Genomic DNA, 25,362 nt, shown 5'->3' with positions numbered 1-25,362 from the left:
ATTTACTACATATGAAAAATATCAAAGCATTATATCCTCATTTATTAGTTTTAGTAGGATTTGTTTTAGTTTCCCTAATTTACTTTTACCCAGTATTACAAGGTAATAAAATTTTCCAATCGGATATTGTTCAATATACCGGAATGGCAAAAGAACAAATAGAATTTAGAAAAGAAACAGGTGAGGAGCCATATTGGACAAATAGTGCTTTTGGAGGAATGCCTACTTATCAGTTAGGGGCAAAATATCCAAACGATGTAATTGGTATGTTAGATGATGCTTTACGTTTTTTACCTCGTCCGGCGGATTATTTATTCCTTTATTTTTTAGGGTTTTATGTGTTATTGATGGTGTTGAAAGTAGATCCATTAAAAGCTTTTTTTGGAGCTTTAGCCTTCGGATTTTCAACCTATTTAATTATAATTTTAGGTGTAGGTCATAATGCTAAAGCACACGCTATTGCCTATATGCCTATGGTAGTTGCGGGAGTTTTATTGGTTTTTCAAAGAAAATATATTATTGGAGGTTTGCTAACTATGGTAGCAGCTGCATTGGAAATCAATGCAAATCACTTCCAAATGACTTATTATTTATTATTGTTGTTAGCCATTATTGCAGTTTACTATATTGTTATTGCAGCTAAGAATAAAGAATTTAAAGAATTAGGTAAAATAGTAGGTGTTTTTGCAATTGCTGGAGTTTTAGCACTTGGAGCTAATGCTACTAATTTAATGGCAACTTCAGAATATGCAAGCCACAGTATTCGTGGTAAAAGTGAATTGACTTTTAATGCGGATGGTTCAAAAAATACTGAGGATTCTTCAATGAAGTATGAATATATTACTGAGTATAGTTATGGTGTTGCAGAAAGTTTTAATCTTATAGCACCGAGACTTTTTGGTGGTGGAAATGGAGAAGAATTAGATGAAAAATCAGCTTTATATGAATTTCTATTAAATTACGGTGCTACACCTTCTGAAGCATTGCAAACAGTTCAATATTATGGAAAAACATATTGGGGTGAACAACCTATTGTAGAAGCGCCAGCCTATATTGGAGCTATTGTGTTTTTCTTGGCCGTTTTAGGATTATATCACGACAAACGTAAAGTAAAATATTTATTCTTAGCAGGAGCTATTCTTTCTTTATTGCTTTCTTGGGGTAAAAATTTCGATGCTTTAACTCGATTTTTTGTTGATTTTGTCCCTTTATACGATAAGTTTCGTGCGGTTTCTTCTATTCAGGTTGTATTAGAATTGTGTTTCCCAGTTTTAGCAATTATGGGACTTCAATCGTTTTTTACCTCAGAAAAAGAAGCGCAATGGACAAGTTTATGGAAAGCAGCTGCTACAAGTTTAGGATTGGTAGTTGTATTATTTTTAGCAAAAGGATTCTTTAATTTTTCGGCTCCAATTGACCAACAATTAATGCAAATGTTTGGCGAAAGTCAAGATAAATCTTTTGGAATCAGTTTTATAAACGCTTTAAAAGAAGATAGAATGAATTTCTATACTAGCGATTTAATGCGTTCAGGCTTATTCATGTTAGCTGCAGCAGTTATTTTATGGTTATATATCCAAAACAAATTGGCTCAAACTACTGCAATTGTTTTAGTAGGATTCTTTATGGTTTCGGACTTGTTTATGGTTGACAAACGTTATTTGAATAACAATCCAAGCCAATTTAGAAGTGCTCGCGAAGTAGATATGCCTTTTGAAGCAACCGAAGCTGATATGCAAATTTTAAAAGACACATCGAATTATAGAGTTTACGAAATTCAAGGAAGATTACAAGGAAGAACATCTTATTTCCACAAAGCTGTTGGAGGTTATAGTGCGGTTCGTCCAAGAAGAGTAGATCAGTTATTTGAATATAATGTTGAAAAAAACATTTCTCAATTGGCCAATTCAATAGATTCAGAAACCTTTAGTTTTACAAAAAGTAATCCTGTTTTGGATATGTTAAACGTAAAATATGTTCTAGTTCCTGGAAGAGATGGTGATATTCCAGTTATCAATCCTTTCGCAAATGGAAGTGCATGGTTTGTAGAAAAAATTAAGTTTGTGAATTCAGCCGATGAAGAAATGAAAGCTTTGGATAATTTAGATTCGAAGAAGGTTGCTGTTGTAAACTCGGTTATAAATGATTTTAAAGGAGCAGAAAACATTGCAAAAGATTCTACATCAACTATTCAACTAATTTCTTACAAACCAAACCATTTGAAATATGTTTCAAACAATTCTAAAAATGGGTTCGCAGTTTTCTCAGAAATGTATTACAAGAATGGTTGGAAAGCTACAATAGACGGGAAAGAATCGGAAATTTTAAATGTTAATTACGTTTTAAGAGGATTACAAATTCCAGCAGGAAAACACACTATTGAATTCAAATTTGAACCTGAAGTTGTAAAAATAGGAAGTACGATTGCATTAATCAGTTCTATCGGAATGTTATTATTGATAGGAGCTGGCGTATATTTTGAAAACAAGAAAAAACAATCTGTAGCATAATTGTAAGCTGAAACCAACCAAAAAAATACTCATTATTTCGTATTACTGGCCACCAGCAGGAGGTCCGGGTGTGCAACGTTGGTTGAAATTTGTCAAATATTTACCCGATTTTAATATTGAGCCTCATGTTTATATACCTGAAAATCCAACTTATCCTTTAATTGATGAGAAATTATTAAGTGAAGTTTCAGATAAAGCGATAATTGTTAAAAAGAAGATTTTTGAACCTTATGGTTTGGCTTCGGTTTTTTCGAAAAATAAGACTAAAAAAATCAGTTCAGGAATTATTCCAAATAAAAAAAAGCAATCGTTTGTTGAAAAAGCAATGCTTTGGATTCGTGGTAACGTTTTTATTCCAGATGCAAGAGTATTTTGGGTAAAACCTTCGGTTAAGTTTCTGAAAAAATATCTTCAAGAACATCAAATCGATACTATCATTACAACAGGTCCGCCACATAGTTTGCATTTGATAGGTTTACAATTGAAAAAAGAATTGAATATTACTTGGTTGGCCGATTTTCGTGATCCTTGGACAACTATTGGCTATCACAAACAGTTAAAATTAAGTTCGTGGGCGGCAAATAAACATAAAATGTTAGAAAAAGAAGTTATGAACACTTGTGATCAGCTTCTTGTAACGTCTCCAACTACAAAAGTCGAATTTGAAGCCATTACTTCAAAACCAATTGAAGTGATTACGAATGGTTATGATGTAGAAAAAGTAATTAAAAAGCCTTTGGACGAAAAATTTACTTTGGCACACATTGGTTCGTTTTTATCAGCTCGAAATCCAAGAATTTTATGGAAAGCTTTAAAGGAATTAGCCAAAGAAAATCCAGAATTCAAGAAGCATTTTCAATTAAAATTGATAGGAGCGGTTAGTGCTGATGTGTTTCAAACGATAAAAGAATTCAAACTGGATAAATATGTTAATCATTTGGGTTATTTGCCACATGATGAAGCGATAATCGAGCAAAGAAGTTCACAGATTTTGTTGCTAATTGAAATTGACTCTGAAGAAACCAAGTGTATTATTCCTGGAAAATTATTCGAATATATGGTTTCGGAACGACCAATCATCGCTATCGGACCAGAACATGCCGATTTTGCTAAAATCATTAAGGAAACCAATACAGGAACTTTCTTTAAATATGACGAATTAGAAGCTTTAAAAACACAAATTCTAACTTGTTTCGAGCAATTTCAGCAAAATAATTTAAAAGTACATCCTGTTGGTTTACAACAATACAGCAGAAAATCATTGACAGAGAAATTAGCCAAATTGCTAATCACTAATCACTAATTACTATTCACTCAAAATATGGGAATTGTCATTAAACAATCGATTAAAAACACCATCATTACCTATATTGGGTTCGGAATTGGTGCGATTAACACATTGTTTATGTATGCTCAATTTCTTGGTGATACATTTTATGGTTTAGTTGGGTTTATTTTATCAGCCGCTAATATTATGATGCCATTAATGGCGTTTGGAGTTCATAATACGTTGGTAAAATTCTATAACGAATACGAAACCGAGGAAAAAAAATCGCAATTTCTAACGTTTGTATTGGTTTTGCCTTTGCTGATAATTCTTCCGATAAGTTTAATGGGCTTTTTTGGTTATCATCAAATAGCGAGTTTATTATCTCAAAAAAATCAAATTGTATATGATTATGTGTGGCAAATTCCTGTAATAGGGCTTTGTATGGGTTATTTTGAGATTTTCTATGCTTGGGTAAAAGTACATATGCAATCGGTTTATGGAAGTTTTGTAAAAGAAGTGCTGTTGCGTGTTTTAATTTCGATTTTCCTATTCGCTGTTTATTTCGATTATATTTCACCAAAGCAATTTGTTTTCGCATTGATGGGAATTTACTTTGCAACACTAGTTGTGATGTTTATTTATGCAATGCGAGTAAAAAAACCGAGCTTTAATTTAGTTTTTCCAGATAATATCAAAGCGATTTTTACTTATTGTTTTTTCATTATTTTATCAGGTAGTGTGGCTACTTTATTATTGGATGTAGATAAATTCATGCTTAACTTTTATATCGACATCAATAATATTGCTTTTTATTCTGTCGCTATCTTTATTGCGACAGTTATTGCAGTTCCAAGTCGCGCAATGCATCAAATAACATATCCAATTACTGCAAAATTGATGAGCGAAAAGAAACACGATGAGCTAAATGAATTGTATAAAAAATCGTCAATTACGCTTCAGGTTATTGGTGGTTTAATTTTGATTGGAATTTTAGTTAATATCAACCAATTATATACTGTAATGCCAGCTGGTTATAGCGATGGAGTAGCAGTTGTTTTCTTAATTGGGGTTTCAAAATATTTCGATTTGATTTTAGGAAATAATAATTCCATAATTTTTAATTCAAAGTACTACAGAGCAGTTTTATTTTTAGGGTTGTTCTTGGTTTTTTTAACTGTTTCGTTAAATATGATCTTCATTCCGCTTTACGGCTTAAATGGAGCAGCGATAGCAACTTTAATTTCAATTACGCTATATAGTTTAGCTAAATTGCTTTTTGTAGTGCTTAAAATGGATTTATTTCCGTTTACAAAGAATACAATTACGGCTTTGGGAGTTACATTGTTGAGCTTTGTTGTATTCTATTATTGGGATTTTTCATTTCATCCTTTCGTGAATATTATCTTGAAATCTATTTTAGTAACTATTTTCTACTTGGGATTAAGCTATTATTTGAAAATCTCTTCAGATATTAATTTTGTGATGAATTCGGTTTTGAAAAAAAATTTCAAGAAATAAACAGTTGTTTTTTTAGATTAATACAATAAAAAATCCTGCTTCATCTTCCCAGAATCCGCAGGATTTAAAAAACAAACTAACCAACCAATTTTTATTTATCTTTTTTTACTTCTAAAGTTTCTCTTTTGATTTCTTTTACGTCATCATCAGTCATTTTAGCTTTAGAACCATCTTTTCTATAGTAGTAATAGTCATCGTCGTTTCCATAATCATCATCATAGTCATCATCTCCGTAACCATAACCTCCATTTCCACCAGAATAATGAGCTCCTCTTGGGTTGTAAGTGTAACCGCTGTTAGAATAGTTGATAAAGCCATAAACGTCTACAATTCGTCCTCTTCTGTCGTAAACAATTCTCATGTTTCCAACTCTTGTTACAGCAAAGCTGTTATAGCTCATGTATATAGTTCCAATTCTTTTAACTCTACCAAAAGCATCGTAGTTGATGTAAACATTTTCAACTCGTCTTACTCTACCATAGTTATCGTGTTCTACTCTAACACCTCTTTCAGAAGTTCCATAATAACCACCTCTTGTTCCAGGAGCTCCACTTGTTCTATTTGGAGTATATCTTGGCCCTGAAGGTCTAGTATTGAAATCAAATTCTCCATTTGGAAACAACATAAACTCAATTCCTCTTTCTCTAAAGATGATAGGTTCTGCATCTCTATAATCGATGTAATAACCTCTTCTGTCTCTGTTGTCAGAAAAAACAGGGTTTTCTGACGCATAAGCCATACTTCCTACCAGTATGAAGCTGGCTACTACTAAAAGTGTAATTTTTTTCATGATACAACAATTTAAAAGTTTGGCAACTTCATTTTAAAACTCGTTTCTAAAACGGTTGCTTGATTAGGTATTTTCAATTGCTGTGCCAAACTCTAAAAAAAGGTTGTAAACGATTTGTTAATGAGTTGTTATTAAATAAAAAAAGAACGCTAACTTATTGATAGCGTTCTTTTTATAAATGTATTTATTTTGTTGATTTATCTACTTCCGTATCTTCTCATCATTTCTTGTTGCATTTGTTCAATACCTTCCATTCCTAATGTAGAGAATAAGAAAATTACATAGATTAAATAGATAACCCCTAATACAATTCCAATAATGTTTAAAATTTTACCAATCTTTAAATTATTGTAATTGGTATATAAGTTTGGGTTTTCGGCATATAATTTAGCGTCTTTATTGGCTAATACTAATCCTACGATTCCTAGAATAATACTGATTATTCCATAACAACAACAAGTTAAAATTGAAAAGATTCCTAAAATAAGGACTGCCGTAGTATTAGGTAATTTTTGATTTTCCATAGAGTATAAAGTTTTAATTGGTTACAGTGTTGAAATAAATTTTTATGAAATAGGCGATAAGAATTACAGCGCCATTTAAAATTGCACTTGCAATAACAAGCTTGCTGTAATTTCTTTTTTTATCGATTAGATGTAAGCCTAAAAGAACAAAAAATAGAGCCAAGGTATAAATAGCAGGAAACATTTTGAACGCTTCATAAAATTCTCCTTCGAGTAAAAAAGCAATTGCTCTTTGTGTTCCACAACCTGGACATTCAACTCCAAAAAGTTGTTTGTTCATACATGGCAACATGTGTTCTTCCATAGTGCTTTTTTAAGTTTAATTTTTGCATCACAAGTTTACAAAAAAAAGTTCAAAAACAAATACTAATTTTAAAAACACTACTTTTGAAAACTTTATTTAAAGAAAAAATTATGAAACAATTTTTATACATTTTGTTGTTTGCCGCAGTCGGAATTTTAGGCATGATTGAGCAATCAAAACCAGCTCCAAATCGATTTATTATGATAGGAGCAATGGCCGTTTTTATGTTCGGATTATTTCAATTAATGAAAAAAATTCCATCTAAAAATGATGGAGAAAATGAAGAAGAAGATGATGCAGAAATTTGAAATAGGAGATAAGGTTGCAGTTTTAGATGAGGATATTTCAGGAGTGGTAATTAAGGTCGAAAATGATAAAATTTCAGTGGAAACCACTGATAATTTTGTGATGACATTTTTTGTCAACGAATTAATTAAAATAAACAATTCCAATGAGTTAAGTTGTTTTTTTTCAACTCAAAGTTTAGGTTCTGTTTTAAAAGACAAAGAAGAGCCAAAAAAACGCAATTTTGTCAAAGAAAAGCGTTCTAGAAAAGACGAATTTGTTCTTGAGGTTGATTTACACATCGAAAAATTAGTACCTTCAAAACGAGGAATGAGCAACTATGATATTCTAACATTGCAAATGGAAACTGCAAAACGTCAACTCGATTTTGCTATCAAAAATCGAATGCCAAAAGTGGTGTTTATTCATGGTGTTGGTGAAGGTGTTTTGAAAGCAGAATTAGACTTTATGTTGGGTCGATATGATAACATTTCTTTCCAAGATGCGAGCTATCAAAAATATGGTTTAGGTGCAACTGAAGTTTATATAAAACAAAATCCAAAGTAGATTTTAAGTTGAAAATTTGGACTAAATTTTACATGCTTATTTGATCATAAAAACAAAAAAAAAGGACTGCTAAATGAGCAGTCCTTTTTAAATTTTTAATGTCGTATTTTATAAATCGGTTTCGTGATTTCCGAAAAGATATTCGGTAAAACTAAACGAATTTGATGGACCTGAAAAATTCACATTTACAAATTTGATATTATGTGTGTAACCTATCACAGTTGTTCCATCAGTATCGTAAAGTGCATCTGTAATAATTTCAATTGTTCCTCCAGTAGCATTCCATTCTTGTTCTACAACTGGAGTAGCTGGTGGAACTAAATCACAAATATTGTCATCTGTTATGTTTCCAGAATAAATTCTATAAATAATTTGATTTGATGCGCTAACATTTACAATTCTTGGACTTCCATCAGGTGTTTCCACATTTGCAAAACTTGAAGCAGGAATGTTTAAAAGCAATAGTTCTTTTCCATTAATTTTGAAAACCAAATCATTTGTAGGACATTCTTGAACATCAACAGTATCAAAATTAAACGATTCTAATGTAATATCTCCATCATCACAAGCTTGTAAAAAAAATACAGAAGCTGCTAAAACTAATAGTTTTTTCATTTATTGATCAAATTTAAGCAACAAAAATAAAGGTTTTAATTTATTAATTTGCTAAAGTTTGTTAATTTCAATACGAATTGATTTTAAGATTTCTAAAATAAAATGATTTGTATCTTTGCTAAATGAAATGAGCACTTCCATTTTTTTTGATTTCTCACTATTTTATATGTGTGAATTCCATTTGTCCTAAAAAAACAATTAAAAGCCTCAAATGAAAAAAGTATATTTAGATAACGCCGCAACAACTGCTGTTCATCCAGAAGTCATTACTGCTATGATGAATGTTTTACAAAATGATTTTGGAAATCCTTCTTCAACGCATAGTTTTGGTAGAAGTGCAAAAACGTTATTAGAATCTTCTCGTAAATCAATTGCTAAATTGATAAATGCACAAGCATCTGAAGTTATTTTTACGTCAAGCGCTACAGAAGCAACGAATTGGATTCTAACAAGCGCTGTTAAAGATTTAGGAATTAAACGCATTATAACAACTAAAATTGAACATCACGCCACTTTGTATACAGTTGAGCATTTGGCTAAAGAATATGGAATTCAAGTTGAATATATTGCTGTTTTGCCTAATGGAAATATCGATTATCATGATTTAGCGGCTAAATTGCATTCTGAAGTTTCAACAATGGTTTCATTAATTCATGTAAATAACGAAATAGGGACGATTTTAGACATTAAACGTGTTTCAGAGTTGTGTAAGTATGCAAAAGCAATTTTCCATTGTGATACGGTACAATCTGTAGGAAAAACAAATTTAGACGTTGTAGATTTAGGAATTGACTTTTTAGTAGCGAGTGCTCATAAATTTCATGGACCAAAAGGAGTAGGGTTTGCATACATTAAAAAGAATTCGATGCTGCAACCGATGATTTTTGGTGGCGAGCAAGAAAAAGGGATGCGCGCCGGAACCGAAGCCGTACATCAAGTCGTAGGAATGGCAAAAGCTTTAGAATTAGCTTACGCGAATTTAGAAAGAGATACACAATATATTTCTAATTTAAAGAATTATTGCTTTTCAGAATTAAAAAAGATATTTCCTGAAGTAAAAATAAACGGAGAAGACACGTTTTATAATCTTTTGAATGTACAATTACCATTATCAGAAGAAAAGACGTCGATGTTATTATTTACTTTGGATATGAAAGGAATTGCCGTTTCTCGCGGAAGTGCTTGCCAAAGCGGAAGTGTAAAACCTTCTCATGTTTTGGCTGAGTTTTTATCACCTGAGGAAGCTAAAAAACCAAGTTTACGAATTTCATTCAGCCATTTTAATACGAAAGAAGATATTGATTTGTTGGTGGAAGCTTTGAAAACAGCATAAATAAAACTTTTGTCATGCTGAACTTGTTTCAGCATCTCAAAAATATAAGAAAAGATCCTGAAACAAGTTCAGGATGACAAGAATTAATATAAAAAAACACGAATTACATAAACATGCAATTCGTGTTTTTTTTAACTTATTTAAGAAACTACAATTTTCCCATATTTTGAGCCAATGTTTCAATGAATTTAGTGATTGGTCCTTTAATCATCATGGCCATCATTGGATTAAAATCGCCTTCAAAAGCCAATTGAACTTCAGTGTTGTCAGTGTCAATTGCGTTTAAATTTCCAGTTAATGTGAAAGGTAATTTGCTAGATGCAGCTCCTAAAACTACTTGCGAGTTTGGAGTTCCACCTTTTTTAACCAATTTAATTTCTGGCATTCCTTTTAAACCAAATTCAAAGCAATTTTCATCAATTACTTCAAACTTTGCAATGTTTTCAGGCATTAATTTCTCGAAATTCTTCACGTCATTTAAAGCGTTGAATAAATATTCAGCCGATTTTGCTACTTTTACTTTTGGACTTTCTAAGTTCATATTTTTTTGTTTATTATTGATCGTTTCTTGTTTAAACTTCTACGTTCCATTCTGCTGGATTGGCATTCCAAGCGCTTAATGTTTCTAATTCGTTTTCTGAAACATATTGTTTATCTACTGCTTTTTGTAATAAATTTTCATAATTACTTAGCGTGAAAACATCCAAATTAGCTGCTTCAAAACGCTCTTTTGAAACTGGAAAGCCATACGTAAAAATTGCTGCCATTCCTTTTACATTAGCACCTTCGTTGCGTAAAGCTTCAACAGCTAATAAGCTACTTCCACCCGTTGAAATTAAATCTTCAACGACTACAACATTTTGTCCCTTTTGTAAAAAACCTTCAACTTGATTTTGTCTACCGTGTTTTTTTGGTTCTGGTCTAACATATACAAATGGAAGTCCCATTGCTTCTGCAACAAGTATACCAATTCCAATTGCTCCGGTAGCAACGCCTGCAATAACATCTGGTTTACCAAATTTTTCCTCTATATGTTTCGCAAATTCATCACGAACATAATTTCTAACCGCTGGAAATGAAAGGATTATGCGGTTATCACAATAAATCGGAGACTTCCAGCCTGAAGCCCATGTAAAAGGATTTTTAGAATTTAATTTAATTGCGTTTATTTGTAAAAGCAATTCGGCTGTTTGTTGAGCTGTGTTGTTATTAAAAATCATATTGCAAATGTATAAAGTTTTTGTGAACGATAAGCCACTTTTTTTAACAAATCAGGTTCAAAAAGAAACTGATTTTAAACTTTTTTTGTTGGAAAGTGTTGATATTAAAAAGCTGATTGTAAAAATATTTCAGAATAAAATTCAGAAAGCATTTTTATATCATCCAGATGAAAAGCTAATAATGAAGACGCTTAGAGCAAAACTTCCGGTTGAAAAAGCGGGAGGAGGATTGGTTTTTAATAAGAATGGTGATGTACTTTTTATTTTCAGAAATGGAAAATGGGATTTACCAAAAGGCGGAACCGAAAAAAATGAAACTATAGAAGAAACAGCTATTCGAGAAGTTGAAGAAGAAACAGGAGTAAACGGATTAGTTATTACCGAAAAATTGCAAAGAACGTATCATATTTTCAAAAGAAACGGTCGTTATAAGCTAAAAATTACCCAATGGTTTGAAATGCGAACTAAATTTGAAGGTATTCCACAAGGACAACTTGACGAAGGAATAGAGTGCGTAGAATGGGTGAAACCGAAGGATATTAAGTTTTTATTAGAGAACTCTTATGAGAATATTAAACTGTTGTTTGAGAACGAATTAATCCATAATAGTTTTTAAGTAAAATTTAAGATGTGTAATTCAAATGTTTTTATACATTTGTACCGAAATGAAGAAAGATCTGTTTAAATATTTTTACTTTATAATATTTAGTATTATTGGAAATATTGCTTTTGCAAATTCCAACGATTTTTCACACACTGATTTTTCTACATCTGAAAACAGTTCTATTTTATCTGAAAACAGTTCTATTTTTCAACAAGATTATGATTTCCCTCTGTTTTATAAAAAATCAGAGAATAATTTTGAAATCAATCAAGGGAAAATTGAAGTTATCGAGTATGAATTAGAAGAAGAAAAAGGTACGTATTCAAAGTACACTACTAATTTTGATTTTTTCACAAATTTCTTCGATACTAAAGTTTCAGTAAATAATTCACAATTTATTCAAAATAGACTTGCGCCTTGCAAGTACATCGAATATTTATCTACACTTACACCACTCAATATTTACTATTGCGTTTACAGGATTTGATTTAAAATTTATTTTCAGGTTGTTACAGAATTTCAATAAATGATATTCTGTGTTTTTTACAATTCATTACAAAATAAATATTAATTCAAATTATTAAAATAAAATGGCTAAAAGAATTTTTATGCTTTTAAGCTTAGGTAGTATCTTATTATTATCTAGTTGTGGACACAAAGAAGAAGTAAAGGAAGAGGAAGCAAAATTTTTAGTTTCAAATCCGCTTGAAAAAGATACAATTGTTGATCGAAAATATGTTGCCCAAATTCACTCAATTCGTCATATCGAATTAAGAGCTTTAGAAAGAGGTTATTTACAAAACATTTTTGTAGACGAAGGACAATTTGTTGCAAAGGGTCAAAAAATGTTTAGAATTATGCCAAATGTTTATGAGGCAGAATTAGCTAAATCAAAAGCAGAAGCAGAATCTGCACTTATAGAATATCAAAATACAAAAACTTTAGCAGAAAAAAATGTCGTTTCTAAAAACGAATTGGCTTTAGCTAAAGCTAGATTATCAAAAGCAAATGCCGAAGTTAGTTTGGCACAAACTCATTTAGGTTTTACAGATATTAGAGCTCCTTTCTCAGGAATTATGAATCATTTAGAGGCTAGAGAAGGTAGTTTGTTAGATGAAGGAGATTTATTAACTACACTTTCTGACAACAGTAAAATGTGGGTTTATTTTAATGTTCCAGAGGCTGAATACTTGAACTATGTTACTAAGAAGTCAAAAGGAGAAATGATTAAAGTAAACTTAGAAATGGCTAATGGTGCTGTTTTTAACCAAGAAGGAGTTGTTGAAACTATCGAAGGTGAATTTAATAATGAAACAGGAAATATTGCTTTTAGAGCAACATTTAACAATCCAAACAAAATTTTAAGACACGGTGAAACAGGTAATATTATTGTTAGAAATGACTATAAAAAAGCATTGTTAATACCACAAAAAGCAACTTTTGAAGTTTTAGATAAAAAGTTTGTTTTTGTTATCGATAAAAATAATACAGTTGTTCAAAGAGAAATAACAGTTTCTGAGGAAGAAATTCCATACTTGTTTATTGTTAAAAGCGGACTTACCGTAGGTGATAAGATTCTTTTAGATGGATTACGAAAAGTGAAGAATGGTCAAAAAATTCATGTCGACTATCAAACACCTAATAAAGTGTTTTCTTCATTACATCTTTATGCTGAATAATCTCTAAAAAAGAACTATCATGTTTAAGAATTTTATCAAACGACCTGTTATGGCGATCGTTGTATCGCTCATAATAATATTTTTAGGGTTATTGTCAATTAAAACATTGCCAATTTCTCAATTCCCTGAAATTGCACCTCCAAGGGTTTTAATTACATTAGCTTATCCAGGAGCAAGTGCCGAAGTATTAGAAAAATCGTCATTAATTCCATTAGAAAGAGCAATTAATGGTGTACCAGGAATGCGTTATATTGTTTCTGATGCAACTAGTGCCGGTGAAGCTACAATCCAAATTTTATTTGATTTAGGAACAGATCCTAATGAAGCGGTTGTTAACGTTAAAAACCGTGTAGACAAAGTAATCAATACTTTACCAGAACTTGTTCAGCTTGAAGGGGTTATTGTACAAGTTGTACAGCCTAGTATGTTGATGTACATCAACTTATATAGTGAAGATAAGCATGCTGACGAGAAGTTTTTGTATAACTATGCCAATGTTAATATTATTCCTGAAATCCAACGTATTAAAGGGATTTCTACTGCTCAAATCTTAGGTAACCGTAATTACGCAATGCGTATTTGGTTAAATCCTGATAGAATGCGTGCTTATAATGTTTCTACTGACGAAGTTATGAAAGCGATGGCTGAGCAAAGTCTTATTGGTAGACCAGGACGTTTAGGTCAGGCTACCGGTATAAAAGCGCAGTCATTAGAATATGTATTGGTATACAAAGGAAGGTTTAATAAACCAGAAGAATATGAGAATATAATTGTTAGAGCTAATGCTGAAGGGGAAATTATCAAGATTAAGGATATTGGAAAAGTTCAATTTGGAAGTGAATTTTTCGATATTTACTCTAACAAAGACGGACACCCTTCTGCGGCTATTCAATTAAAACAAGTATACGGTAGTAACGCATCTGAAGTAATTGAAGGTGTTAAACACAAATTAGAAGAATTAAAAGGAGCTTTCCCTCCTGGAATGAAATACGAGGTTAGTTATGACGTTTCGAGCTTCTTAGACGCTTCTATTGAAAAGGTAATCCATACTTTAGGTGAAGCCTTTGTATTAGTAGCAATCGTAGTATTTATTTTCTTGGGAGATTGGCGTTCAACGCTTATTCCAATTATTGCTGTACCAATTTCATTAATTGGAGCCTTTATCTTTATGAAGATGTTTGGGTTAACCATCAACTTAATTACATTATTTGCCTTAGTACTTGCAATTGGGGTCGTAGTAGATGATGCGATAGTCGTCGTCGAGGCCGTCCACCTCAAGATGGAGGAAGACCATATTGGACCATTTAAAGCTGTACAAAGAGTATTGGGAGAAATTGGTGGAGCCGTTGTAGCGATTACGTTATTAATGACTTCCGTATTTATTCCAGTAGCCTTTATGTCGGGACCTGTTGGGGTATTTTATCGACAGTTTGCTATTACAATGGCCTCGTCTATTGTACTTTCAGGAGTTGTTGCACTTACTTTAACTCCGGTTTTATGTGCAATGATTCTTAAAAATAACCATGGTAAACCTAGAAAGAAAACACCTATTAACATGTTTATTGATGCATTTAATAGAATGTTTGAAAAACTAACAGGAAAATATACTAACATTCTGACTAAGATTGTTGATAGAAGACTTGTAACATTTTTAGCATTAGGAGGATTTGCCGTTTCTACAATTTTTGTGAGTGAGACATTACCTTCAGGGTTTATTCCAGGTGAAGATCAAGGTATGATTTATGCCATTATTCAAACACCTCCAGGTTCAACTTTAGAAACTACCAATGCGGTTTCAAGAAAATTACAATCTATCGCTGAGCATGTAGAAGGTGTACAATCGGTTTCTTCGTTAGCGGGTTATGAAATTCTTACGGAAGGTAGGGGTTCTAATGCTGGTACATGTATCATCAACTTAAAACCATGGTCTGAAAGAAAGAATTCGGTTCATGAAGTTATTGAAGAATTAGAAAAAGAAACTAAAGACTTTGGTGCTGTAATTGAATATTTTGAACCACCAGCGGTTCCAGGATATGGTGCAGCAGGAGGATTATCTTTCCGTTTATTAGATAAAACGAATAGTGGCGATTATTATTCATTTGATAAAATCAATAAACAATTCATGGATGATTTAGGAAAACGTAAAGAGTTAACAGGATTGTTTACTTTTTATGCTGCAAATTATCCTCAATACGAAATTATTATTGATAACCAAAAAGCAATGCAAAAAGGGGTTTCTATTGGAACAGCAATGGAAAACTTAAATATCTTAATTGGTAGTACATTTGAGCAAGGTTTTATTCGTTTTAATAATTATTTCAGGGTATATACTCAGGCAGATCCTTCATTCAGAAGAAATCCAAATGATTTGTTACAATACTATGTAAAAAACGATAAAGGAGAAATGGTTCCGTATTCTGCATTTATGACTTTGAAAAAACGTCAAGGACCAAATGAGATTACACGTTATAATTTATACAATTCGGCAACAATTAGAGCCGTTCCTGCAAAAGGATATACAACAGGAGAATCAATCAAAGTAATTAATGAAGTAGCCAAACAAACACTTCCAAATGGATATGATGTAGCTTGGGAAGGATTAACTTTTGATGAGGCTCAAAGAGGAAATGAAGCAATTCTTATTTTCGGAATCGTATTAATCTTCGTTTACTTTGTATTATCGGCTCAGTATGAGAGTTTTATTTTACCATTTGCGGTTGTTCTTTCTTTACCTGCCGGAATTTTTGGAACATTCTTCTTGTTAAAACTATTTGGTTTAGCAAATGATATTTATGCACAAGTAGGATTAGTAATGCTTGTAGGATTACTCGGTAAGAATGCCGTTTTAATTGTTGAGTTTGCTGTCCAGAAAACCCAACAAGGAATGTCAATTTTTGATGCAGCAATTGAAGGAGCAAAAGTTCGTTTTAGACCAATCTTAATGACATCATTCGCATTTATTGCCGGATTAATTCCATTAGTAAAAGCAACAGGTGCTGGTGCAATTGGAAACAGAACTATTGGTACAGCTGCGCTTGGAGGAATGTTATTCGGAACCATTTTCGGGGTTTTATTAATTCCTGGGTTGTACTACATTTTTGCCAAATTAGCTGAAGGAAGAAAAATGATTAAAAACGAAGACTTTACTCCGTTAACAGAAGATTACCACTATATTGATTCTGATAAAGATAAACATGAAAAGAAATAATTTATTAAAAGCAGTAGTATTAGGATGTTCCATCCTAATACTACATTCTTGTGGAATTCCAAAAGTAGCTACACAAGAAAGTAATATTACTTTGCCAACTAATTATTCGGAAAAAGTAACACAAAGTGATAATTCTGGAAAAGTAAGCTGGAAAGATTTTTTTGAAGATAAATATTTACAAAGCTTAATCGATTCTACATTAGTTAATAATAAAGAGTTGAATATTTTGATGCAAAAAGTAAATATGGCTCAAAATGAAATTCAAGCTAGAAAAGGGGAGTATTTACCAAGCGTAGGTTTAGGAGCTGGTGCCGATTTAGATAAAGTTGGTAAGTTTACTAGAAATGGTTCAGTTGAAGAAAATTTAAACATCAGAGAAGATGAAAAATTTCCTGAGCCATTAACAAACTACAAATTTGGTTTATACAGTACTTGGGAATTAGACGTTTGGAAAAAACTTCGTAATTCTAAAAAAGCTGCTGTAATGGAATATATGGCTTCTCAAGAAGGGAAGAACTATTTAGTTACTAATTTAGTTGCAGAGGTTGCTAACTCATATTACGAATTGATTGCTTTAGATGCGCAATTGAAAAACTTAGAGCAAAATATTGAAATTCAAAAAAATGCTTTAGAAATCGTAAAATTATTAAAAGAGTCAGCAAGAACAACACTTTTAGCAGTTAAACGTTTTGAAGCTGAAGTTCAAAAAAACCAAAGTGAAATTTACAATCTAAAACAGGAAATTGTTGAAGTAGAAAATAAAATCAACTTTTTAGTGGGTAGAACTCCACAACCAGTTTTAAGAGATGCAAGCAATTTCATGGCTACAACTCCAAAATTTGTAAATGTAGGTTTACCTTCAGATTTATTGGAAAACAGACCTGATATCAAACAAGCACAATTAGAATTGGAAGCTGCTAAATTGAATATTAAAGTTGCTAAAGCTAATTTTTATCCGCAGTTTGGATTAAAAGCAGGAATAGGTTACGAAGCATTTAATCCTAAGTATTTATTAAATTCTCCAGAATCGTTGTTGTATTCTATTGTTGGAGATGCAATTATGCCATTAGTAAATAGAAATGCTATTAAAGCAACGTATAAAACAGCTTCAGCTAAACAAATTCAGGCTGTTTATGAATACGAACAAACAATTTTAAGAGCTTATACAGAAGTTATTAATCAAATGTCTAAGATTGAAAATTTAGAGAATTCATTTAACTTGAAAAACAACCAAGTTGAAGCTTTAAATCAGTCTATCGATATTGCAAATCAATTATTTCAATCAGCAAGAGCAGATTACATTGAAGTTTTACTTACTCAGCGCGATGCTTTGGAAGCAAAAACAGATTTAATCGAAACTCGTAAAAACCAAATGCTTACTGTAATTAATTTATACAAAGCGCTTGGTGGTGGATGGAATTAATGGGTTTATTTGTAATGTAATTGTGAAAGAAAAGTCATCCGAAAGGGTGACTTTTTTATTGCGTTTCAATTTGTAAAATTTATTTACTATTTTTAATACAAGTTTTTCCATAATCAGATTTCCAATTCAATGAAAAAAGATATTACTTTAGTTCTTTCAGGTGGTGGTGCAAGAGGAATTGCTCATATTGGAGTTATTGAAGAATTATTGAAATTAAACGTAAATATTGCTTCAATTTCCGGAACTTCTATGGGTGCTTTAATTGGCGGAATTTACGCTGTGGGAAAACTAGAAGAATTCAAGCAATGGATGTTAAAAGTAAATAGAACTAAAATTTTTAAATTAATAGATTTTAGTTTTTCAACTCAAGGATTGGTTAAAGGAGAACGCGTTTTTAATGAAATTAGGGAATTTATTACCGATGTTAATATTGAAGATTTACCAATAAAATATACGGCAACCGCTTTTGATATTGCCAATGGGAGAGAAGTAGTGTTTGATAAAGGAAGCTTGTTTAATGCTATAAGAGCTTCTATTTCTATTCCAACGATTTTTACACCACTAACTATAGGAGATTCTGTTTTTATTGATGGCGGAGTTGTAAATAATATTCCAATAAACACGGCAAAACGAGTTGAAAATGATATTGTAATAGCGGTTAATGTAAATGCTGGAGTTACCGATGATATTGTGTATTATTCCGAATTAGAACAACTAGCAAAACAAAATCTAAAAGCAAGTAAATCTATTTACAGAATTAATAAGAACATCAATTACTTCTTTTTGGTCAACAATAGTTTAGTAACGATGACCAATCATATTTCTAATCTAATTCTAGAAAAAAATCCGCCCGATGTTTTAGTTGAAATACCACGAAATGTAGCCGGAATTTTTGAATTCTATAATACCAAAGCTATTATAAACTCTGGTAAAGAATATTTTGCAAATTCGATTCCTGAAATTGAATTAAAGATTTAATTGACTCTTAATTTAAAATAAGATTCAATTTCATCCAGATTTTTTAAATCTACAATTTTTTCTGTAACAGGATAATTATCAACAAGAAGTAAATCGTATTTTATACCAATTCTATTAAGAGTATTTACAATTTCTGTGTTTAATTTTGAAGTTCTATTGTATGAAACAAACCAAATGTTTTCAACAATATTGTCTTTGTGCTCTATGAAAATAGTATCACCTAAACATCCATAAGCAATTGTGTTTTGGTCTTTAATTTCTTCAGGATTTTCACAAGCTCCAAAATAAATTATTTTTTTATATTTATTAATTCCAATTCCTTTTAAAAATTCTGTAATTTCACTAAACTTAATCTTTAAAGTTTCGGTTTTAATTTTTGCGTAACTCGATAATGCTTTGCTTTTATCAATATTATTATCTAATAAATATTTATAATTAGTTGCAGGAATAATTTCAATCATTAAATATTCTTCTTCCCATAACAAAGTTTCTTCTTCATCATAAGTTTCATCTTCAATAATATTGATACTTATTGGTTTAAAATTATTGCATTTGCTTTTGTTTACCGATTTAATTTCTTTTTTGGAATCATAAATAATGTAAACAAAAGCAAATGCAATAATTATAAATAAAAATAAATATGAATACATGACTTTTTTTGAAAGTTTAGATGATATCAAGTTGTTGTTTGAATAGAAGAAAGTGGCTTAGGAATCAACACGAATTTCTCGAATTTGCACGAATCTAATTAGTGATAATTAGTGAAATTCGTGTTTAAAATTACCTAATTCTATAAACCGGATACTGCAAATGCGCTTTCTCGTAATAAGGCGATTGTTTGTACACCCAATCCAATTGTGCTGCACCATTTTCAGCGAAAGCTTTGTCGTTTTGCTTCTTTTGTTCTAATTCGGATTTGATTTTTGGGTTTTTATCCAAGAATTCTTTCGCTAAATCTTCAAAAACATAACTCGAAAAATATTCTTTTTGTTGTAAAATAGGATCAAAGAAGTTCCAATTGAAATAACTGTCCACTGCTTCTGGTTCTAAAGTTTCTACTAAATATTTCACGCCTGGTTGATTCGTGTAAAACATATAATCACCCATGAAAAATTTCACTTTTTGAGTCGATTTCACAACTTTCGTATTGTAATGTCCATAATGTCCTTCGTATGGTGATTTTGATGTTTGATAACTTTCAATTTTATACGATTCTACTTCAATAATCGTGTCTTTTTGTAAACGATGCGCATTGATGTTGTTCAATTTCAAAATATCCAACACTTGCCATTGCGATTGTGGAATAATATATGCTTTTGGAATGCTTACAAATTTCGTAGGTTTATAATTCCCATAAAACGGAATTTTCTTGGTAAACGGTTTACTTTTATCATAATACAAACGATCTTTTCCAGAAATATAACTTGGTTTGTAACCGCCTTGATAGCCTTTAAAATCAATGTAAGATACTTTTGTAGAATCAATTGCCCAATCGATTGGATATTGCATTCCAGCTTTGTATTCATTTAAAGCATCTTTTCGTAATTGCTTGATTTTTTTCCAATTGGCATCAGCAAAACCAATTGTGCTTACCATAAATTCGTAAGTCACTTTTACGCGTTCTTTGTATGCTTTTAACATGTGCGTTTCAGGTACAAATCCTAAAGTGTGAAACAAAGTCGTATATCCTGTAGCATATCTCGGTGTATCGGTAAATTGTTCAAAACCTTTATCTGGCGTAGTGCTGTGCACATTCACGTACGGAACCACATCGATTTTCTTTTTATTCATATCTTTTACTACCGAAGGATACAATTCGTTGATAAAATAGTTGCCTAATGTATTTCCTAAACGTTCGTGTTGGGTGGCAATACAAGTAAATGTGTATTGATAATCGGCACCATTTGAAACGTGATTGTCTAAGAAAATATCTGGATTCAATTCGGTAAACAACTTTTGAAAACTTCTCGAATTTTTAGTATCCGATTTAATGAAGTCGCGATTCAAATCGTAATTTCTACTGTTTCCTCTAAAACCATATTCTTCTGGTCCGTTTTGATTGGCTCTTGAATGCGAATTTCGATTCAACATTCCACCAACACTATAAACCGGAATAGCAGCAATAAAGGTGTTTTTAGCCGTTTTGATTTTTCCCATTGCTAAATCTCGCATCAACATCATCGTAGCGTCAATACCATCAGGTTCACCCGCATGAATACCGTTATTGATTAAAATTACAGCTTTATTTTTGGTAAAATATTCGTCAAAATCAAATTTGCCTTCACTTGAAAAAAGCACTAAGAATAATGGTTTTCCGCTATCGGTTGTGCCTTTGTGAATCATTTGTATGTTGGTAAAACTTTCGTCTAATTTTTCATAAAAGGCAATACATTCTTCATAAGTGGTAGTTTGATTGCCATTGCCTCGTTCAAAAGGTGTGATTAAATTGTTCTGAGCAAATATTGAAATTGAGATAAAAAGTAAGCTTATTTGTAAAAAACGCATAGTTGTTGTGTATTTGATTTTCAAAAATAAAGAATCTTTTTGGAGTTCAATTCACTTAATCACTTTTTAACTTCGATTGGTTATCTTTGTTATATGAATTTAGAGAATTGTCCTTTGTGTAAAAGTGAAGTGAAAATCTTCTGCGAAAAACCGAAGCATTTATTTTATAAATGTAATGTTTGTGAAGGTATTTTTCGCCCAGCGTTTACTTATTTATCTCCAGAAGAAGAAAAAGCGCATTATGAATTGCATAATAATGATGTAAACGATGTGCGTTATCAAAACTTTGTTTCGCCAATTGTAAATGCAATTTTACAAGATTTTACTCCAAATAATACAGGGTTGGATTTTGGCTCAGGAACCGGACCAGTGGTTTCTAAAATGCTAAGAGATAAGGGGTTCCAAATAGAAAATTACGACTTGTATTTTGAAAATAATCCGGAACTGCTAACAAGAAAGTACGATTATATTTCGTGTTGCGAAGTAATGGAACATTTTAAGCAACCTTTACAAGAGTTTCAATTGTTGCATTCGATGTTGTTACCAAACGGGAAATTGTATTGTAAAACCGAAGTTTTCAAAAACCAAAAGCTTTTTGAAGATTGGTATTACAAAGACGATTTTACACATGTCTTTATTTACCAAGAAACTACATTGCAATGGATAAAATCAAAATTTAATTTTTCGAATTTAATTGTAAAAGAAAAATTGATTGTTTTTGAGAAGTAAATGTATTTCTGTCAAGCTGAACTGGTTTCAGCTTCTCAATGCATAAATCCTGAAACAAGTTCAGGATAACAATTAAATACTGATATTACACTTTTTCAACAGCAACTTTATACAATGGATCTTCCATAATATTAACATCAATTATAGCCTCAGCATTTTTTAAAAGTTCAACACAATCGGCACTTAAGTGTCTTAAATGTACTTTTTTGCCTAATGCAGCATAACGTTCGGTAATTTTATTAACCGCATCAATAGCGCTCATATCGGAGATTCTGCTTTCAGTAAAGTCAATTATAATTTCGTTTGGATCGTTATTTATATCAAATTTTTCAGCAAAAGCAGTTGTAGAGCCAAAAAATAAAGGTCCATATAATTCATAGTGTTTAACTCCATTTTCATCAATATATTTTCGAGCGCGAATACGTTTTGCACTTTCCCAAGCAAAAACTAAAGCCGAAATAATAACTCCAATTAAAACAGCTAAGGCTAAATTGTGCATAAAAATGGTAATTAAGGTTACCACAACCATTACAAAAATATCTGATTTTGGCATTTTGGTAAACGCTTTAAAACTTGCCCATTCAAAAGTTCCAATGGCAACCATAATCATAACGCCTGTTAATGCTGCTAGTGGAACCAATTCGATAATTGGCGCACCAACTAAAATGATGATTAAGATTGTTAATGCGGCTACAATTCCAGATAAACGAGCACGCGAACCAGCAGATAGATTCACTAATGTTTGTGCAATCATTGGACAACCTCCCATTCCAAAGAAAAAACCGTTAGCAATATTAGCTGTTCCTTGCGCTAAACATTCGCGATTACTATTTCCTTTACTAGCTGTAATTTCATCAACTAAATTCAGAGTTAGTAAACCTTCGGTTAATCCTACAGCGGCCATAATGGCTCCATATGGTAAAATAATTAGAAAGGTTTCCCAAGTAATTGGAATTTCAGGAATATGAAATGGAGGTAAAGAACCACTAATAGAAGCAATATCGGCCACTTGTTTTGTTTCGATATTAAAACCAATTACTAATGCAAAAACAACAATAATAGCAACTAATGAAGCCGGAATTGCCTTTGTGATTTTAGGAAAAATTAAAATAATTGCTATTGTTAAAGCTACTAAAGCTGCCATAGTGAACAAAGGTGTTCCTGAAAGCCATTCAGAAGTTCCGTTGGTAACTTGTTTGAATTGTTCAAATTGCGACATGAAAATAACAACCGCAAGTCCGTTTACGAAACCATACATTACAGGATTGGGAACCAAACGAATAAATTTACCCAATTTAAACAATCCTACTAAGATTTGAATGACTCCGGCTAAAGCTATGGCTCCAAAAACATATTCCAAACCATGCGATTGCATTAAAGCGATAAGAACAACGACTGTTGCACCAGCACCACCAGAAATCAAGCCTGGGCGACCTCCAAAAATAGCGGTAATCAATCCCATTATAAAAGCACCGTATAAACCAACAAGAGGAGGGAAGCCTGCTAAAATTGCAAAAGACAACGATTCAGGAATCATGGTCATAGCAACCGTTAATCCTGCTAATATTTCGATTTTATAATCTACTTTTTGTTTAAAATCGAAGAGATTAAGTACTTTTTGCATGTAAATTATGGCTTTTATAGAAATTATGATGCAAAAGTACGTATTTCAAAATAAAGTATTTTTTACTTCTTATTTAAAACAGAATCTGGGACTAATGGCGAAATATCTCCGCCATTTCGTAATACATCACGAACAATACTTGATGAAATAAACGAAGTTCGAGCAGCAGTTAATAAGAAAACCGTTTCAATTTTCGACATCACACGATTGGTATGTGCAATGGCTTTTTCAAACTCAAAGTCAGCCGGATTTCTAAGTCCACGTAAGATAAAATCAGCCTTTTCTTTTTTGCACAAATCGATAGTTAAACCACTATAAGTAATTACTTTAACCTTTGGTTCGTCTTTAAAAGCTTCTTCGATAAAACGTTTACGCTCTTCAAGAGTAAACATGTATTTTTTTTCGGCATTAACACCAATGGCTACTACTACTTCATCAAACAAAGAAACGCCTCTTTTTATTATATCGTAATGTCCATTTGTTATTGGGTCAAATGAACCTGGAAATATTGCTTTTCTCATAGTTATTTATTTAAAGCCAATTCAATAGCGTTTTCAAACAATTCTGGTAATGAAATTCCTGCTTCGCGAGCTTGTTGTGGTAAAATACTTTCGGTAGTTAAACCGGGAATCGTATTCATCTCTAACATATGAGGTTCGTTGTTTACGATAATGAATTCACTACGCGAAAACCCTTTCATTTTCAACACTTCGTAAGCTCTTTTAGCAACTGTTTCAATTTTTACTTTTAATTCTTCCGAAATTCTCGCTGGCGTAATTTCTTTCGATTTTCCTAAATATTTTGCCTCGTAATCAAAAAAATCATTTTCAGACACGATTTCAGTAATAGGTAAAACGGTAACATTTCCTTTATAATTGATGACACCTACAGAAACTTCTGTTCCGTTAAGGAAACTCTCAATGATAATTTCGTCATCTTCTTTATAAGCGTTTTCAATAGCTGGAAGGAATTCTTCTTTCGTTTTTACTTTCGAAATTCCGAAACTCGAACCTGATTTGTTTGGTTTTACAAAACAAGGCAATCCTACTTTTTCTAAAATTGCCTCAACATTGATTTCGTCGCCAAGATTAAGGTAAAAAGAAGTCGCCGTTTTAATTCCATAAGGTTTTAAAACCGATAACATATCACGTTTATTGAATGTTAACGATGCTTGATAATAATCGCAAGACGTTTGAGGAATATTCAATAATTCGAAATAAGCTTGCATTAATCCGTCTTCACCAGGAGTTCCGTGAATAGCATTGAAAACTACGTCAAAATTAATTTTATTACCATTTACGGTAACCGAAAAATCGTTTTTATCAATAGGAAATTCAGCGTCTTTTTCATCTACATATACCCATTTTTCTTTAAAAATATGAATACGATATGGATTGAATTTATCGCGATTAATATTATTAAATACGACATTTCCACTTGTTAATGAAATTTTGTATTCGCTGGAGTAACCTCCCATGATAATGGCAACGTTTTTCATTGTATATTTCAAATTGTGATACACAAAATTACATTAAATATTCAGATTTTAAGTTCTTTTATTGTTTTCTGTAAGAAATAATTTTCTAAATAACTCGTTTTAAAAGAAAGAAGAAATGAAAATGAATTGCATCATAATTTCTTTATGATTTTTATATCTTTGTCAAAATATCATTTTG

The 25,362-nt window shown here is 31.6% G+C and carries 24 protein-coding genes; 13 read left to right on the top strand and 11 right to left on the bottom strand.

Going from position 1 to position 25,362, the window contains the following annotated elements; genetic code table 11:
• The first annotated feature begins 11 nt into the window (after positions 1-11).
• The 3 genes from LOS89_RS08465 to LOS89_RS08455 are packed head-to-tail and all read left to right on the top strand — an operon-like array spanning position 12 to position 5,298.
• Complete coding sequence (locus tag LOS89_RS08465) at positions 12-2,510, top strand: YfhO family protein (protein ID WP_231834846.1); 2,499 nt, start codon at positions 12-14, stop codon at positions 2,508-2,510.
• A gap of 7 nt (positions 2,511-2,517) precedes the next feature.
• Positions 2,518-3,813, top strand: a complete 1,296-nt coding sequence (locus tag LOS89_RS08460; RefSeq protein ID WP_231837052.1) for a glycosyltransferase family 4 protein — start codon at positions 2,518-2,520, stop codon at positions 3,811-3,813.
• Between the two features lie 18 nt (positions 3,814-3,831).
• A complete protein-coding gene (locus LOS89_RS08455) occupies positions 3,832-5,298 on the top strand; it encodes an oligosaccharide flippase family protein (RefSeq protein WP_231834845.1) in 1,467 nt (488 codons plus the stop codon).
• A 91-nt stretch (positions 5,299-5,389) separates the two neighbouring features.
• On the opposite strand, the gene LOS89_RS08450 is transcribed toward LOS89_RS08455, so the two are convergent.
• The 3 genes from LOS89_RS08450 to LOS89_RS08440 form a co-directional block, all read right to left on the bottom strand.
• Complete coding sequence (locus LOS89_RS08450; RefSeq protein WP_231834844.1) at positions 5,390-6,088, bottom strand: hypothetical protein; 699 nt, start codon at positions 6,086-6,088, stop codon at positions 5,390-5,392.
• Positions 6,089-6,285: 197 nt separating this feature from the next.
• Entirely contained in the window at positions 6,286-6,612 is a 327-nt protein-coding gene (locus tag LOS89_RS08445) for a CCC motif membrane protein (protein ID WP_231834843.1), read from the bottom strand.
• Positions 6,613-6,625: 13 nt separating this feature from the next.
• Entirely contained in the window at positions 6,626-6,916 is a 291-nt protein-coding gene (locus LOS89_RS08440; RefSeq protein ID WP_231834842.1) for a DUF2752 domain-containing protein, read from the bottom strand.
• 110 nt (positions 6,917-7,026) lie between these two features.
• On the opposite strand from LOS89_RS08440, the gene LOS89_RS08435 reads away from it, so the two are divergent.
• Together LOS89_RS08435 and LOS89_RS08430 are read left to right on the top strand one after the other, a co-directional pair.
• Positions 7,027-7,224, top strand: coding sequence for a hypothetical protein (locus LOS89_RS08435; RefSeq protein WP_231834841.1), 198 nt, complete (start codon positions 7,027-7,029; stop codon positions 7,222-7,224).
• Positions 7,196-7,768, top strand: coding sequence for a DUF8465 domain-containing protein (locus LOS89_RS08430; RefSeq protein ID WP_374107719.1), 573 nt, complete (start codon positions 7,196-7,198; stop codon positions 7,766-7,768). The genes LOS89_RS08435 and LOS89_RS08430 overlap by 29 nt, the downstream gene beginning before the upstream one ends.
• Positions 7,769-7,876: 108 nt before the next feature.
• On the opposite strand, the gene LOS89_RS08425 is transcribed toward LOS89_RS08430, so the two are convergent.
• Positions 7,877-8,383: a hypothetical protein gene (locus LOS89_RS08425; protein WP_231834840.1), complete on the bottom strand. Its 507-nt coding sequence runs from the start codon at positions 8,381-8,383 to the stop codon at positions 7,877-7,879.
• A 211-nt stretch (positions 8,384-8,594) separates the two neighbouring features.
• On the opposite strand from LOS89_RS08425, the gene LOS89_RS08420 reads away from it, so the two are divergent.
• Positions 8,595-9,716, top strand: a complete 1,122-nt coding sequence (locus LOS89_RS08420; protein ID WP_231834839.1) for a cysteine desulfurase family protein — start codon at positions 8,595-8,597, stop codon at positions 9,714-9,716.
• Positions 9,717-9,864: 148 nt separating this feature from the next.
• Here LOS89_RS08420 and LOS89_RS08415 read toward each other — a convergent pair whose 3' ends face one another.
• Positions 9,865-10,257, bottom strand: coding sequence for an SRPBCC family protein (locus LOS89_RS08415; RefSeq protein WP_231834838.1), 393 nt, complete (start codon positions 10,255-10,257; stop codon positions 9,865-9,867).
• Positions 10,258-10,288: 31 nt separating this feature from the next.
• Positions 10,289-10,936 carry an orotate phosphoribosyltransferase gene (gene pyrE, locus LOS89_RS08410; protein ID WP_231834837.1) on the bottom strand — a complete coding sequence of 216 codons (648 nt, stop codon included), beginning with the start codon at positions 10,934-10,936 and terminating at the stop codon, positions 10,289-10,291.
• Between the two features lie 7 nt (positions 10,937-10,943).
• Between pyrE and LOS89_RS08405 the strand changes: the two genes are divergently transcribed.
• The 6 genes from LOS89_RS08405 (at position 10,944) to LOS89_RS08380 (ending at position 18,828) form a co-directional block, all read left to right on the top strand.
• The gene (locus LOS89_RS08405) at positions 10,944-11,552 is read left to right on the top strand and encodes an NUDIX hydrolase (protein ID WP_231834836.1); all 609 of its coding nucleotides are present in this window, start codon (positions 10,944-10,946) and stop codon (positions 11,550-11,552) included.
• A gap of 49 nt (positions 11,553-11,601) precedes the next feature.
• Positions 11,602-12,027, top strand: coding sequence for a hypothetical protein (locus LOS89_RS08400; protein ID WP_231834835.1), 426 nt, complete (start codon positions 11,602-11,604; stop codon positions 12,025-12,027).
• Between the two features lie 103 nt (positions 12,028-12,130).
• Entirely contained in the window at positions 12,131-13,219 is a 1,089-nt protein-coding gene (locus tag LOS89_RS08395) for an efflux RND transporter periplasmic adaptor subunit (RefSeq protein WP_231834834.1), read from the top strand.
• Positions 13,220-13,238: 19 nt separating this feature from the next.
• Positions 13,239-16,427 carry an efflux RND transporter permease subunit gene (locus LOS89_RS08390; RefSeq protein WP_231834833.1) on the top strand — a complete coding sequence of 1,063 codons (3,189 nt, stop codon included), beginning with the start codon at positions 13,239-13,241 and terminating at the stop codon, positions 16,425-16,427.
• Positions 16,414-17,850, top strand: a complete 1,437-nt coding sequence (locus tag LOS89_RS08385; protein WP_231834832.1) for a TolC family protein — start codon at positions 16,414-16,416, stop codon at positions 17,848-17,850. The genes LOS89_RS08390 and LOS89_RS08385 overlap by 14 nt, the downstream gene beginning before the upstream one ends.
• Before the next feature lie 129 nt (positions 17,851-17,979).
• Positions 17,980-18,828: a patatin-like phospholipase family protein gene (locus LOS89_RS08380; RefSeq protein ID WP_231834831.1), complete on the top strand. Its 849-nt coding sequence runs from the start codon at positions 17,980-17,982 to the stop codon at positions 18,826-18,828.
• Here the strand turns inward: LOS89_RS08380 and LOS89_RS08375 are convergent.
• The gene (locus LOS89_RS08375; RefSeq protein ID WP_231834830.1) at positions 18,825-19,478 is read right to left on the bottom strand and encodes a hypothetical protein; all 654 of its coding nucleotides are present in this window, start codon (positions 19,476-19,478) and stop codon (positions 18,825-18,827) included. The genes LOS89_RS08380 and LOS89_RS08375 overlap by 4 nt on opposite strands.
• A 130-nt stretch (positions 19,479-19,608) precedes the next feature.
• A complete protein-coding gene (locus LOS89_RS08370; protein WP_231834829.1) occupies positions 19,609-21,333 on the bottom strand; it encodes a M14 family zinc carboxypeptidase in 1,725 nt (574 codons plus the stop codon).
• Between the two features lie 39 nt (positions 21,334-21,372).
• Between LOS89_RS08370 and LOS89_RS08365 the strand changes: the two genes are divergently transcribed.
• Complete coding sequence (locus LOS89_RS08365; protein ID WP_231834828.1) at positions 21,373-22,062, top strand: class I SAM-dependent methyltransferase; 690 nt, start codon at positions 21,373-21,375, stop codon at positions 22,060-22,062.
• 85 nt (positions 22,063-22,147) lie between these two features.
• Here the strand turns inward: LOS89_RS08365 and LOS89_RS08360 are convergent, their stop codons facing one another.
• The 3 genes from LOS89_RS08360 to LOS89_RS08350 all read right to left on the bottom strand — a co-directional run bounded on the left by LOS89_RS08360 (position 22,148) and on the right by LOS89_RS08350 (position 25,184).
• The gene (locus LOS89_RS08360; protein WP_231834827.1) at positions 22,148-23,686 is read right to left on the bottom strand and encodes a SulP family inorganic anion transporter; all 1,539 of its coding nucleotides are present in this window, start codon (positions 23,684-23,686) and stop codon (positions 22,148-22,150) included.
• A gap of 62 nt (positions 23,687-23,748) precedes the next feature.
• The gene (gene coaD / locus LOS89_RS08355) at positions 23,749-24,207 is read right to left on the bottom strand and encodes a pantetheine-phosphate adenylyltransferase (protein WP_231834826.1); all 459 of its coding nucleotides are present in this window, start codon (positions 24,205-24,207) and stop codon (positions 23,749-23,751) included.
• Positions 24,208-24,209: 2 nt separating this feature from the next.
• Positions 24,210-25,184: a D-alanine--D-alanine ligase gene (locus tag LOS89_RS08350; RefSeq protein ID WP_231834825.1), complete on the bottom strand. Its 975-nt coding sequence runs from the start codon at positions 25,182-25,184 to the stop codon at positions 24,210-24,212.
• Between the last annotated feature and the right edge of the window lie 178 nt (positions 25,185-25,362).

The organism is Flavobacterium channae (assembly GCF_021172165.1).
In the GTDB taxonomy this organism is placed as follows: domain Bacteria; phylum Bacteroidota; class Bacteroidia; order Flavobacteriales; family Flavobacteriaceae; genus Flavobacterium; species Flavobacterium channae.
This window is presented reverse-complemented; position numbering and strand designations above follow the sequence as displayed.